General features: G+C 33.4%; 9 protein-coding genes. 8 read left to right on the top strand and 1 reads right to left on the bottom strand.

Annotated features, from left to right (window positions below; all coding sequences use genetic code 11):
• Positions 1 to 233 precede the first annotated feature (233 nt).
• From BLV00_RS01140 to BLV00_RS01175, 8 genes are all read left to right on the top strand, one after another.
• Positions 234 to 2,432, top strand: coding sequence for an HsdM family class I SAM-dependent methyltransferase (locus BLV00_RS01140; RefSeq protein ID WP_093041351.1), 2,199 nt, complete (start codon positions 234 to 236; stop codon positions 2,430 to 2,432).
• The gene (locus BLV00_RS01145; RefSeq protein ID WP_093041353.1) at positions 2,429 to 4,201 is read left to right on the top strand and encodes a DNA methyltransferase; all 1,773 of its coding nucleotides are present in this window, start codon (positions 2,429 to 2,431) and stop codon (positions 4,199 to 4,201) included. Before BLV00_RS01140 ends, BLV00_RS01145 begins: the two co-directional genes overlap by 4 nt.
• A gap of 190 nt (positions 4,202 to 4,391) precedes the next feature.
• Positions 4,392 to 6,095, top strand: a complete 1,704-nt coding sequence (locus tag BLV00_RS01150; protein ID WP_093041355.1) for a hypothetical protein — start codon at positions 4,392 to 4,394, stop codon at positions 6,093 to 6,095.
• Position 6,096: 1 nt separating this feature from the next.
• Complete coding sequence (locus tag BLV00_RS01155) at positions 6,097 to 6,939, top strand: hypothetical protein (protein WP_093041357.1); 843 nt, start codon at positions 6,097 to 6,099, stop codon at positions 6,937 to 6,939.
• A 467-nt stretch (positions 6,940 to 7,406) separates the two neighbouring features.
• On the top strand, positions 7,407 to 8,054 hold the full coding sequence (locus BLV00_RS01160; RefSeq protein WP_143030658.1) for a hypothetical protein: 648 nt from the start codon (positions 7,407 to 7,409) through the stop codon (positions 8,052 to 8,054).
• A gap of 625 nt (positions 8,055 to 8,679) precedes the next feature.
• Positions 8,680 to 10,017: a GmrSD restriction endonuclease domain-containing protein gene (locus BLV00_RS01165; RefSeq protein ID WP_245728706.1), complete on the top strand. Its 1,338-nt coding sequence runs from the start codon at positions 8,680 to 8,682 to the stop codon at positions 10,015 to 10,017.
• 705 nt (positions 10,018 to 10,722) lie between these two features.
• A complete protein-coding gene (locus BLV00_RS01170) occupies positions 10,723 to 11,046 on the top strand; it encodes a nucleoside triphosphate pyrophosphohydrolase (RefSeq protein ID WP_093041362.1) in 324 nt (107 codons plus the stop codon).
• A gap of 9 nt (positions 11,047 to 11,055) precedes the next feature.
• The gene (locus BLV00_RS01175) at positions 11,056 to 13,476 is read left to right on the top strand and encodes a DEAD/DEAH box helicase family protein (RefSeq protein WP_245728741.1); all 2,421 of its coding nucleotides are present in this window, start codon (positions 11,056 to 11,058) and stop codon (positions 13,474 to 13,476) included.
• 114 nt (positions 13,477 to 13,590) lie between these two features.
• Here the strand turns inward: BLV00_RS01175 and BLV00_RS01180 are convergent, their stop codons facing one another.
• On the bottom strand, positions 13,591 to 14,070 hold the full coding sequence (locus BLV00_RS01180; protein WP_093041366.1) for a sigma-70 family RNA polymerase sigma factor: 480 nt from the start codon (positions 14,068 to 14,070) through the stop codon (positions 13,591 to 13,593).
• Between the last annotated feature and the right edge of the window lie 84 nt (positions 14,071 to 14,154).

Raw genomic sequence — 14,154 nt, forward strand, 5'->3', positions numbered from 1 at the left:
TGCAACGAGAATTTTGTTACGATAAATTTATAATTACCGTAACGATATGTGGGTTGCTAGGTTATATACATACAAATTGTTGATTTTTCCCTTAATTTAAAAGTACGTAGAGCAAGCCTTCAATGGAAGGTGCGTATCAAAAGAACAATAAATTTGATATTATTAGACTTATTCTGTCTTAACTTGTCATCAAAGGAAAGTTAAGAAGTTCTTCAAAGGGGTTGGTGGAATTTATGGTTGGAGAAAAAACTATGTTAGCGCAAACTCCAAAAGAAATCGTAAATATTCTTATTAATGTATATAAAACTTTAAACAAATACTCGATTCAAATGTTTGAAACATGGAGTAAAAATTTAAACATAGAAAAGTTTCCAACTGCAATATCCTTGGAAAAAAACAAAAAGAATAAAGGGATGGCTAAAGAATTATTTATAAATGATACGGTAACGTTATTTATTACAAGACTTCTGTTTCTCAGGTTATTAAAAGAGCTAGGCTACATCAATGAATCAATAGTAAATGATTTGACTTACAATATAGAACTTAATAAAAATGGAAATCCTTTTATTAATAAGAGCATATCTAAGGAACTAAATGACTTGAATAAATTACCCTACATCGACTTTGAACGTTTTTTGTTTGAAAGAAAGGATGCTTGGGATGAGGATGTAACCATGGCAATTAATACCTTATATAACATACCTGTCTCCAAGATTGATGAGGAGATCTTAGGTGATGTTTACCAATATTTTCTCAACGCAAATAAAAGAAAGCATTTTGGCGAATATTATACACCACGTTCAGTAGTTGACTATATTGTCAACGAAACAATTCTTAATGGTGAGCCCATAGAAGGTGATATTTTAGACCCATCTTGTGGTTTTGGAACCTTCCTAACAGAGGCTGTTCGAAAAACTAATAATTCTGAAAACTTCAAAATAAACGAGTTAGTGGGATTTGATATCAACAATTTTGCTGTTACATTAACACGCTTCTTTCTTATTTGGACAATGTTAAAAGAAGGTGAATTTGATGGGAATATAGAGAATGTTTCCATTTTAAACACAAATTCCTTAGAAAAAAACGCATCGGAAACACAAATTACTTTATTCGAAAATAACCAATTTGAAAAAACGAATGAGAATAATCACTATCGAGATGAGAAACGCTATAAATATATCGTTGGGAACCCTCCTTATATAAGGGCAGAGCGTTTGAAAAATGGTAAACAATTAAAGGCAATGTGGGGAAATGTTTGGGGGCAAAATGGTGATACCGCAATTGTTTTTCTGTATAGGATATTAAAAGAATGGATTGAAAAGAATGGAAAAGTCGGATTAGTCCTTTCTGGTGGTATTTCAAATTCCACTGCTGCAGAGTCAATACGTAATATACTAGCTGAAGAAGTAACTATTAAACAGATCATTTGGCTTGAATTTTCACCGAAAATATGGGATGCAAGTGCGATACCAATGATTCTTATAATCGAAAATAAAAAGCCAAATGATTACGATATAATTAAAACTGCGGTTCCGAGTGAATGGCCTAGTTCAGAAATAGAGTTTCAAAGCTTTTATTATAAAGATTACTTTTCTATGTCCGTTAATCCAAGCAAATATATTTTACCTTTACTTGAGACAAATGATATACCTATACTAGAGAAACTAGACTATAGTGAAACCCTTGGTGAACACATACAATTCAAATATGGTATTCAACGAGGTTCTAAAGCTAAAATTTTTAAAGATGCAAATAGCCCTAATTCCGTAAAAGTAGTAGATGGAAAAAGTATGTTTATTGCGGGTAAGGGACCTTCCATTGGGTGGGTTGACATAGATAAAGTACAGAAGAAATCATTATGGAATAATAGGGTGAACTTAGATAATGGATATATAGCACTACCTGGAATCATCCTTGCGCCAACTGCAGTTTATGTGGAAGACGCAAGTATAGCAGCATTAGATACATCAATTGTAGCTACTCATGAAAATAAAAACTTTCTAAAAGCAGCAACTGCTTATTTAAACAGTAATATTATAAGGTATCTTTCATTAATAAGTCTTCGTGCTGGGGTTATGGAAGGTTCCCACAGGTTACACATGTACCCTAGGACAGTTGAAAAATTACCTTTTCCATATTCAGAATGTATTGTGAAAAAATTAGCTAAACTATACGATAAACTATCAGAGAGTAGTCTTTCCTATAACCAACCACATGACAAGGTAACCTTTATGGAAATTATTGAAGAAATAGATAACGTCGTAGCTAAACAAATCGGGCTATGTAAAAAAGAGTTAAATCAAATTAAAAAAAGGTTATCTCAAAAACCATTAGATAGTCTGATACCACGTTATCCATGGATGAAGGCAAGTGAAAGAATACCCAACGGTTATGAAAAAGACAGGTATAAAATACAGGAGGGCGAGAAATGAATAGCACATCAATAAAGTCAACACAAATAGCCCCTCTAGAAGGAGTTGTGCAAGCTCAAACAACTGGTCAGGGAGTTTTTTTGAATGCGCATCCTTATCATACAAAACTTCCACCTTCAATAATTAAAGAGTATATTAAACATTATACAAACGTAGGAGATACCATATTAGATCCATTTTGCGGTAGTGGGATGACTGGGGTAGCTACTAGATTAATGAACAGAGTGGGTGTTTTAAATGATTTGAGTACAGCAGCTGTTCATATCTCAAAAGGTCATAGTCAAATAGTTAATCAAGATTTATTAAGAGAAGCTACTAAAGAAGTTATTGAAGAGGTTACAGAAAAAATTAATACCCTTTATCAAACAAATTGTTCTAAATGTTGTGGAGAAGCAGAGATTGCCTACACGATATGGTCAGATGTCTTTAAATGCCCTTTTTGTGATTCTCAGTTTAATCTTTGGGAACGGGCAGTGGACAATGAAAGTGGATCAGTTGCCAAAAAATTTTCATGCGGTAAATGTGATCTTACTCTAAATCGTAAAGCTTTAACAGGTTATAGAATGTCGTCAGTACCTGTAATCACAGTCTACGATTGTAAAAACGGCTGTAAAAGAAGAGAACATAAAACTACGGATAAAGAAAAAGAAATATTATCCGCAATAAATAAAATAGAAATACCGCAAAACGCACCAATAGTGAAAATGATGAATGTAGATACAGGTCAAAGGTGGGGGGAGCAATGGAGGTCAGGTTACCATTCTGATGTAACTCATGTCCACCATTTCTTTACTCATAGAAATTATTTGGCTCTTAGTTACTTGCACCAAGCTATTACTAAAGTTAAAGACAAGTTGATAAGAGAGAAACTTCTTTTTGCTTTTACGGGGTCACTAATAGCAGTTTCAAGGATGGTTAAGTATATAGCTAGTCGAGGTGGAAGAAGTAATATACCAGGGACACTTTATATTCCCTCTTTAAACTTAGAACAGAATGTATTATCTGTTTTTAAGAGAAGAATAGCAAAGGTAGAAAAACTTTGTGATATCATTAAAGACTACAATGAATTACAGAATATTTTTATGAATAATACAGCAAATAATTTAGCCGAATTAGAAGATAATTCTATTGATTATATATTCACAGATCCCCCTTTTGGAGCAAACATACAATATGCTGAATTAAATTTTATATCTGAAGCTTGGTTAGGAGAGTACACAGATAAGGATAAAGAAATCGTAATAAATAATACTAGAAAACATGATCTGAATAGATATAATGATCTGTTATATAAGAGCTTAAAAGAGATGCACAGAGTTTTGAAGACTGGAAGCTATACTTCTCTCGTATTCCATAATACAGACTCAAAGATTTGGGAAGGTTTAAGAGAAGCTATTAAGAAGTCAGGTTTTGAAGTCTCTGGCGTATCTATGTTAGATAAAGGTAAAGGAGGATGGAATCAGGTAACAAGTAGCTCTGGTACAGCCCGTTTTGATATTGTAATAGAACTTAAGAAAAATACAGAGAAGAAAAGAAAATCAGAATTTAATTTTAGACTTACTGAGGAGGATTTTCTTGTATATTTAGATGATTTTTTGAAAAACACTCCAGATCAAGAAAAAAGAAGCAGAACACTACCGTATTTGCATAGTAAAATAATTCAGCTGATTTTTATTAAGCAATCTAGCACACCGCCCCCAGACATGAAACAATTAGAAAAGATTTTATCTAAGAATTTTATTAATATTAACGGATTCTGGTATAGTTAATCAGCAATATAATCGTAATATTAACTCTTCCTTTTATGGAAGAGTTTTTTTACGTTATTTCAACATACTACTCAACATGGATCCACTTTATCATCTCTGTGTTAAGCTAATAGTAATATTTTTTGTGGAAAAATTTCCATAAATTATGTAGAATTTAAAATGTCTAGTTCTTAAGATGGGGGATGTTCTGATGGTATCACATATGGGGGTACAGGAATACGCGACTGTTAGAAACCAAAATGTAGAAATTTTAGTGGATTTTATTATTAAATGTTCGCTTGAAAAATTAAAAGAAAAAGGTATTGTAGCAAGTTTCGAAGAACCACTTAGACAAAAAGAGTTTGTAAGATCCGACTGCAGTGATGTTTTTGATCACTTTTTTAAAGTAAAAACGTTTTCTAATATTAATGGAAATAGAGATTTTGAAATTTGGGCTCAAACTACATGTTACAAAGGAAATAAAAGTGGTAGACCAGAGTCTAACAAAACTTATGAAATAAGAGAGACTTTAATTGAATCTCTAGGTTTAAGAAAATGGTTACTTTCTGAAAACAAATCCTTTAGAACAGTCCATTTTACTGTAGGTCCAACTGAATATACCTATGGGTGGTTTGAAAGTGCAAAAAAGAATGCTTTTGACTTGTCTGTTTACCCAATTGATAAATTCGACATAAATGGTTTGTTTAATGAACTCAATGAATTATTTAAAGAGGCAAAAATGGAATTTCAATATAATTCACTTCTAGAAGAGATTTATAACTCTTCTGAGTCTACTCTGATAAAGGAATTTATTCTATATATGCAAGATAAAATTATAAGCTGGTTTGAACAGGGGTTACCTAGCTCGGAAGTAGCAGATAAACAAGCTAATTTGATTAAAAGAATAGAAGATATAAATAAAGAGTACTTTGATGAGGTAATATCTAAATCCAAATATGGTGGTATGAATATAAAGGGGAAAGTTAAAGGGATTTTATGGGGCTCAGAACCATATAATCCAATGTATAAAAACACTCTAGAAAAAGTTACTAGTAAAGCACCCTTTATACCCGGAGCATTACAGACTATGGCTAATTGGGATATCACTACTAAAAAAATATTTGATAAACCAGATCAATGTGATTCTATAAGTGATTATATAAGATATTTATGGAGCAGGGAAGATGAGAACAGATTGATAGTGCGTAGACTTTTGTTAAGGACACCACACAAGGGAACAATAAATTATATACAAGATTTAGATATAAATGGTATAACTGAACATAATCTCTATAACGGAAAACCTACTTCTGAACAATTAGATAATATTAAAGAGAAAATTACGAAGATATGTGAAGAAAACGACATATTTAATATTAATGATTTGTATGAAGAGCTTACAAACAAAAGAGCGAGAAAACTTCTGTCTGAATCAGTAAGAAGTGAAATAAATAATGGATCAAATATAAAACCTACTTTTTACTTTGTTGAAGACTCATTAGGGGATAGCTATGAGATAGTTTCGTTTAACGAAACTAATTTAGAACGTCCAATTGCTTACCATAGTAATTTCACCACTGGAAAAGTTTCTCCATATCAAAATATGAAAGTAATTAGATTGAGAGAAACAAAAGTACCTTTAGCAATAATTAAAGCTAAATATTTTAGCGAAAGGGAATTTGGAAGAAGAGCAAAAGAAGAGGCTTATGTCGGTATTACTACTAAATATATTTATAATAACGGTAGTTTTGTTGAACGTTACAAAGGGTTACCTTTAATTATGTTTGTAGATATGGATGAGAAATTAATCCCTCAGGAGTATTTTATAAGAAGATTGATAAATACAGGGTGGACTGTGTTTTTCTCAATAGAAACTTTACGTCAATTTCTAAAGGATATTGCTGAGGTGAATTAACTTGAACTCACAGACTTTAAAAAAATTAGCTAAGAGCATGTTAGAAGATTATATTGAATTTTTTGAATGGGATGATGTTTGGGAGAGACCAATATCCAGTGGAACCTCTTTCGAGTGGCTTATTTTAGCTGCATTAATTACCGAGAGTAAAGAAAGAGGATGGAATTATGAGTACCCTATTTTAAAACATGAAATAAAAGAAGAAATATTTATTTTAAGAAACGAGATTCCTCAACACCATGGGGCACAGCCTGGTCATTCAAGTAATGTCTCAAATATTAATCTCTCAGAACGTTTTCTTCAGTCTCTAGTTCCAAAAATTATAATTGAAAAAGATGGGATATACTACAGCTTCTTTAGGGAGGGATGTCCATATCATAAAGTGATGTGTAATCAAGACTACTCTGAAAGGCCAGATATTATAGTTATACCTGGAAAGCCATCAGTAGGATTCCCTTATATAGACAAAGATAGAGGGGAAGTCCATTTTTCCTTTAATTTTATGGATGGTAGTAATATAGCGGAGGGTATTTTAAGAATTACAAATTCACCAAACATTCCTTGTAAAAAAAGGAGCCCTTTAAGAGGGATGAATATACCCATAACAGGTATCGTAGAGTGTAGTGTGAATAAAACTGCAAAAGTAGCAAATGACCAATTACTCTGCTACAAGAATTTATTTAAGGTTCAAAATAAAAATCGTTTATTGCTTATCACCGGAAATGATTTAAGTCATTCCGATTGGGATAACCATTATGTGGACTTAGAAAGAAAAGAGGAAGAAGTATTAGAAGATTGTATTAGGGCTGCCAAATCTACTTTAGATTCTCTAGGTATTAAGTAATAACTTATCTGTGAATAAACTAACCATCATTTAACCAATTTTGTCGAAACAAAAGAACGATTATAAGTATAGTACTAGGTATAAATGCATTAATCTAATAAATCGCTTATTAAAAAGGGTTGCCAATTTTTTAAGGTAACCCTCTTTTACAGATATAGTATTTTCTAACGAGTACATTGTATTATCTATTTGCTATAATTTATATATATAAAAAATTAGGAAGAGAGTTATGGGTGATGAATATCAGAAGCTAAATTACACCATAAACTTTTATGAGAAAAAGGGGAATCTTCTAAAAGAACAAAAAAATAAACCTTATATGAAAGATGAGCATTATAATATGTCTTCCTTCAATTATTTTAGAAGAGACGAATTCTAAAGAGATAAATTTAAAAAGAGACATAAAAAGATAAGAAGTAAAAAATAAAGGTTGGATTCATTTGGGGTTTATTAAAAGAATATATATTGTGGCAAAAGTACCATTGTTAGTAATGCTTTTATTGATGGTTTGGTCGTTTTTAGGCGGATTAATATGGTCTTATATGGGTCGAGCCTTTTTTGAACATTTTTTAATGTTATCTTTACTAGTAATACCCTACCTTTTATTACATTTTATCCTTAAAGAGTATGACTTATTTTATTCCAAGCAAATTGGAAAGTTAGAAAAATGGACTGGCACCTATAGTTACAGTGAAATACTTAATACATTGGAACTAAATTATCAAGGGAATATGCCTGTTTTAAAAAAAATGATAGAAATAAGAAGCGCCATTTGGAAATACTGTGATTATAACAGAGATAATTTACTAAATTTAATAATAATATTAAACTCACTTAAAGATGCGAAAGAGAAAGATAAAAACACTACTATCCTAGTAACTATAATGACAGGGGCAATGTTCTTAGCACTTCGAAGTGGAATATTGGTTAATCATATTTTTACTTTTAAAGCCCTAAGTGAGTCACAAGTGGTGTACTATAATATACTCTCAATTGTGTTGTTAGGGTTAGTATTTATATTAGCTCTAATAAGAATTTATAGTGGGGAATATAAGTCTATTACTCTATTGGCCAATTTAACTGAGAAAATGTATGAGGAAAAAAAGGAAGAATAACTCGACATTAAAAGGTGAAAAGTTTAAAAAAAGTGATTCACCCTAATTGCTTTTTATACTAAGATTTTGAAGGAGGTTGCAATGGAGGAATTAGAAAAGTCATTATCTAGTAGAGTAAATACCCCAGCAGAAAAGCAAGCTTATGAAAATCTAAAGTTTATATGATAATGGCACTTATACAATAAAGAAAGGTAGTAAAATAAGTGGTATTCTCAAGGGGCAAGTATTAAAGCCTAAGTTTAAAAAAAGATATTTAGTAGTAACGCAAGAAGAAATCAACAATTACCTACAATATGCTCAAATTTTAAATTACAGACATTCTGATTTTAAACCGGGGATATTTACTGAAAAAAACTCATACGAAGCTTCTTTTGCAAAAAAAGTTTATTATAGTTCTAACGAAGATTTTATTATTAATTTGTTCATAACCCATCATAATATTCATGCTTTCGAGGATGGTAATAAGCGTACAGCATTAAATCTATTTATTGATTTTTTACACAAATACACATCACTATACATACAAGATGTTATTACTATCCAAGATTCGCAAATACTCTACTTAGAAAAACACATATCTCAGGAACAATTTGAACACATTATTTATTATGAGGTGAGCGAAAAGTTGTTTAATAAAAACCAAAAATGTAATTTAGAGCACTTAATTCCTAGAGGAGATATTGAAGCCACAGATGAATACCAAAGTGGTGCGCAATCTGATAGAAGAAGTAGTTTCAACTTAACAGATTTAGAGAAAGGACAATTTTTCTATCAACAGTTAAAGAAACCAATATTTCAAAGGGATACAAATCAATGGACTGTTGAAAGAGTAGAAAAATTAATTAATACGTTTCTAGAAGATGGGTTAATTCCAGCTATAATTCTTTGGGAAGATTCAGAAGGGAATATTTATATTATAGATGGGGCACATAGAATTAGTTCTTTAATAGCTTGGGTTAATTCTGATTACGGTAAAGAGAACGAACTAAATGATAGTAATCATCAGGTAATAGAATCTTATATTAATAAGAATATAGGCAGCTACTCAGAAATTAAAACTTCTACTGATAAAAAGTTCAAGCAGGCTAAGAGCGTTATCGCAAAACGATCTATTGCTGTACAATGGGTAACCGGTAATTACGAAAAGGTAAAGGAATCCTTTATAAGGATAAATGAACAAGGAGTAGTTATAACTCAAGACGAAAAAGAATTGATTGAAAAAGATCATTTGCCTACATCTAAGTTAAGTCGAGCAATATTGGCACATGGTTTAGGCCAAGTATCTAAACATCAGAATGACTCAACTGAGTCACTTTTTAATCGTTTCTTTATGCCTTCTTTATCCCATCAACTAAATAATTATCCATTAGGTGGTTCTCTAAATGAAGGTTTCGTAATCTCCAGGATTTATAATGCGGTTAAAATTGTTGATAATGGAGAGCATTTAGATATTTGTTCTTTAGAAGCCAAGTTATTAAATGTACTAGAGTTTATTCAAGATTACTTAAATATAAGTCAAAAAGCTTATTTCTATGGTGCAACCAAGCAATTCAAAACTAATACTTTTTATGGATTTATTAGGTTTGCAGTAGAATTAAGTCAGAATGAAAGGCTGACAAAATTATTTATTAGAAACAGAAAGGAATTTGAAGAGTTTCTTGTTGATAATGAAAGACATATTCAAGCTATTGCCCGTAAGAAAAGACAGGCGAAAAAAGCATTTAACGAGTTAAGCTCTTATTATGAATTACTCCTAATAGCTTGTGAAAATGATGATTTTTCTGATTTAAAGTCAAGGTACAATTATCTGGAATTTGGGGAAAGCAATTATAAAAGCACAAAAGAAAAAACTATCCGTGAAAATTATGAGAAATTCATCTCAGAAATTCCAAGATGTTTTGTTTGTGGAGGCTTTATTGATGGAAAGGAAGATGCAGTGCAAAAACATAATTGTTGCTTATAAAGTTAGGCCCTGAATTTCTTTCTAAAAGGCCTATTAGTGATCATTTTTGTAATATCAATAATAAAGAGTAGGGCAAAGTTCGGATATAGTTCATCGAACAAGAGGTAAGTATCTTAATTAAAGGTTAAGTGTTGGTTAATACCACCTTTATGTTCACAGAAATATCACAAACACCAAAGAAGTACGGACTTTAACGAAAGTTTACCGGAAATTATGATAAATCCATAAGAATAGACATATCGAATTCGAGCGATTAGTTAAAGGTTGGCCTTATGTTACTTTTAAACTGAAATGGCATACTTTTTGACATGCTTTTTCTCTCATTTTATTATTTCTTTTCATTAATGATAAAGGAGATAAGCATAATTAAACTTATAATTACAAATGATTTTGATATTATTTTTCACTATTTATCTTAACGACCTATGGGCGGCATGATGTAAAGTTTTAGCTAGCACATATTAAATGCGTATTTACAAAGGTATAGGATTTAGTCCTTTTATACCACATAAAAGGGATATTAACTTTACTATAAATAATTTACGTTGTGTATCCCATTACATTCATAATAAAATATAATGGGATTGTTTTTTGGATTGAGAATATAATACTCATCTATATTACATCGATTAATTCTGGATATGCTTTTAATAATGGAGTAGCTTTATTTAGCTATAGTTAACCAATTATATTTAGGAGGTATATATGCCTACATACAACAAACTGATCAGAGATCGAATCCCAGATATCATCGAAAGATCAGGCAAAAACTTCGAAACTCGCATTTTAGAAGATGGAGAATACGTAGAATCTTTAAAGACCAAGTTACGTGAGGAACTCGCTGAATATTTATATGCTAACAACAATGAAGAGGCACTTGAGGAAATGGCTGATATTCTTGAATTAATGAATGTCCTTGCAGAAGTGCATGGCGGTTCCATTGAATTGGTAGAGGAAATTCGTAAAGAGAAAGCTGAGAAGAGAGGGTCATTTAAAGAGAAAATCTTTTTGGTAGAGGTTGAAGACTAGGTGAGTGAAATGAAACTGGCTACAGGTCAACTCTTAGACGATCTTCTTGATCACATCAGCCATGCATCTACCATTTATATCATGACTTCTTTTGTGATGAAGTCGGGGATTGAGCAGCTGTTTCAAAGTTTAGAAGCGGCTGCTCTTCGAGGTGCAGATATCAAAATCCTGACAGGGGATTACTTATACGTCACGCAGCCAGAAGCTTTAAAACAATTGGTAGGACTTCCGAGTGACCAGGTGGAGATTCGCTTATGGCAAAGTAATGGTCGTTCCTTTCATCCGAAAGCTTACTTGTTTAAGTATGAGGAGCAGGGGACGTTGATTGTTGGTTCCTCCAATATGTCGAAATCAGCTTTGAGAGACGGGGTGGAGTGGAACCTCAGCATGCCCCGGCATGTCTCAGAGGAAGTGTATGATGAAGCCTTGGAAGAATTTATTCATCTTTTCCAGAATGAAAACACCATGATTATCAATAAGGAAACAATCCAAAAGTATGAAGAGAGATACATAGCATTCAGACAACGCCATCCTGATTTGGCCCAAACATGGACAAAGCAGGAAGAGCTGAACCTCACCTTTGGTGAACCGGAAACAATGGAGGGTACTACAGAGGTTATAGAAGAATCGAAAGGGGAGTATCATTTCAGGCCTGAACCTCGTTTTGCCCAGCCGGATGCGCTGGAAGCATTAGTGGAAACACAGGAAGAAGGCTATGATAAAGCCATGGTAGTGATGGCGACCGGGCTAGGGAAAACCTATTTGGCTGCTTTCTTTGCAGAGCAATTTGAGCGAGTGTTGTTTGTAGCTCATAGAGAAGAAATCTTGTATCAGGGTCAGAAATCTTTTGGCCATGTTAGCCCGGAGAAGAGTTCAGGAATATACAATGGACGAGTAAAGGAAGAAGAAAACGACTTCGTTTTTGCTTCTATTTTTACCTTAAGTATCCAGGAGAACCTGCACTCTTTTTCGCCGGACGATTTTGATTTGATTATAATTGATGAATTTCATCATGCGGCAGCGAAGTCATATCAGCGAGTGTTGGATTACTTTAACCCGGCATTTTTATTAGGAATAACAGCTACCCCTGAACGGACAGATGGGCAGGATATCTTTGCAATTTGTGACGGTAACGTCGCTTATGAGATGGATTTTATTCAGGCCATCCAGCGTGGCTGGCTATCCCCTTTTCGGTATTATGGTGTCTATGATGACATTGACTACTCTCAAGTTACTTGGCTGGGGACGCGTTATGATCAGGAAGAATTGCTCGCTGCCCAGCTGCAGGAAGAAGTGGCAGAGAAAGTGTTGATTGGCTGGAAAGAACATTCTCAGACACGCACAATAGGATTCTGTTCGTCTGTCATACAGGCTGAGTTTTTAGCTCAGTACTTCAGGGATAAGGGATATCAGGCTCAGGCTATCCACGGTAAGACCGATCACTTCACCAGGACAAATGTCATCGGTCAGCTGGAAAGTAGAGAAATCGATATTATCTTTACGGTGGATTTGTTTAATGAAGGTGTGGATATTCCTTCCGTTGATACGCTTTTATTCGCCCGTCCTACAGAATCCTTGGTTGTTTATACACAACAGGTGGGGCGTGGTCTTCGGTTGACTGAGGGGAAAACCCACTGTCATATCATAGATCTGATTGGTAATTATCGTAATGCAGATAACAAGCTTGCGTTATTTGATGTTACTCATAGTGAGAAAAAGAAAAAAGGCGAACTCCTGCCAGTGGTACCAGCGTCTTGTGAATTGAACCTGGATACCAGGGCGATCGATTTGATTGAAGAGATACGCAAAAAAGCAAGTCCGCGAAAAGAACAACTTCGTATGGCTTATCAGAAGGTCAAAGAAATGCTCGGCCGACGTCCGACATACTTGGAACTACACCTACGCAGTGATATCAATGCAAAAGAATATAAGCGGATTTTTAGAAGTTATTTCGGCTTTTTAAAGTGGGCGGATGAACTTTCTGAGGAAGAAATAAGGGTGTATGAACGTTATCAAGACTGGCTGGAAGAAGTCGAAAGGACAGCCATGAGTAAAAGTTATAAAATGGTTGTCTTAGAGCTGATGCTTAATCGTGGAGTTGAGTTATTTGATCAGCCATTGCAAGCGGAAGGTATTGCCTATGACTTTCATCAATTTTTCATGAGCAAAAGATACCGGAGAGATACTGACTTTTCTACAAAGAAAGCTAAGGCTCTGTGGGATTATAAAGAAGAGAAAGTCGTAAAGTTGATTGAAGAAATGCCATTTACTAAGTGGGCAGGCTCAAGTAAGGGGCTTGTTGAGTTCGATGGAGATGTCTTTAGCGTAGCCATGGATGTAGATGAGATTGACAAGGAAGTACTGTATCAACTTACAAAAGAAATCTGTGAGTACCGCTTAGAACACTATTTTGAAAAGAAAGCTAGATAAAATTAAACAGGTTAGTTTTTCTTAGTATTATTAAGAGAATATTATTAGTCGTGTAAAGATGTAGAGCTAGAGGAATTTCTATTCCTCTAGTTTTTTTAGAAGTTACAAGAATTTTTATTTTTCATAAGTTCTTAGTAAAACAGCAATTTTCTTTTTAGCTTCCCTAGCCCAGCCTTTTATAGCATCTATTGTGGTGTTTTCTAGTGTAGCAATTTCTGGATAACTTCTGTTCTCAAGTATATGATAATGAAACCATTTTGCTTGTTTGGGTGTAAGTAATTGAAGGATATCGTCCATAAGAAAACGATCAAAAGAAGGTAAGGGGACAGAGACTGAGGATTGTATTCGGAGCTTTTTCGTTAAGCGAATTTGTTTTTGGTTCTGGCGATGGAGGTCAAGAAAGTGATAGTTTAATTTCATGTAGTAATAGGTGGTGAAAGAGGAGAGGGATTCATTGTGGTTTTGCATACATTCATAAAGGACAATTAAACCTTCCTGGTAGAGATCTTCTTTTTCTAATAGAGGGTATTTACTTATAAATTTGTTTAGCATGAGTTTGTATTGCCTTAGACGAGCTTCAAAAGTGATTGACATATTTGATTCCTATCCGAAAGCACTTTCCTTCTATTGCCGGCTTTTTTATATTATATGAGCATTAAGAACTGGGCAATAATATCC

This window comes from Thalassobacillus cyri (assembly GCF_900107755.1).
In the GTDB taxonomy this organism is placed as follows: Bacteria; Bacillota; Bacilli; order Bacillales; family Halobacillaceae; genus Thalassobacillus; species Thalassobacillus cyri.

Bases quoted from the DNA above. Each gene is read 5' to 3' on its own strand.
- BLV00_RS01140 (WP_093041351.1), top strand. From the start codon at position 234: ATGGTTGGAGAAAAAACTATGTTAGCGCAAACTCCAAAAGAAATCGTA.
- BLV00_RS01145 (WP_093041353.1), top strand. From the start codon at position 2,429: ATGAATAGCACATCAATAAAGTCAACACAAATAGCCCCTCTAGAAGGA.
- BLV00_RS01150 (WP_093041355.1), top strand. From the start codon at position 4,392: ATGGTATCACATATGGGGGTACAGGAATACGCGACTGTTAGAAACCAA.
- BLV00_RS01170 (WP_093041362.1), top strand. From the start codon at position 10,723: ATGCCTACATACAACAAACTGATCAGAGATCGAATCCCAGATATCATC.
- BLV00_RS01175 (WP_245728741.1), top strand. From the start codon at position 11,056: ATGAAACTGGCTACAGGTCAACTCTTAGACGATCTTCTTGATCACATC.
- BLV00_RS01180 (WP_093041366.1), bottom strand. From the start codon at position 14,070: ATGTCAATCACTTTTGAAGCTCGTCTAAGGCAATACAAACTCATGCTA.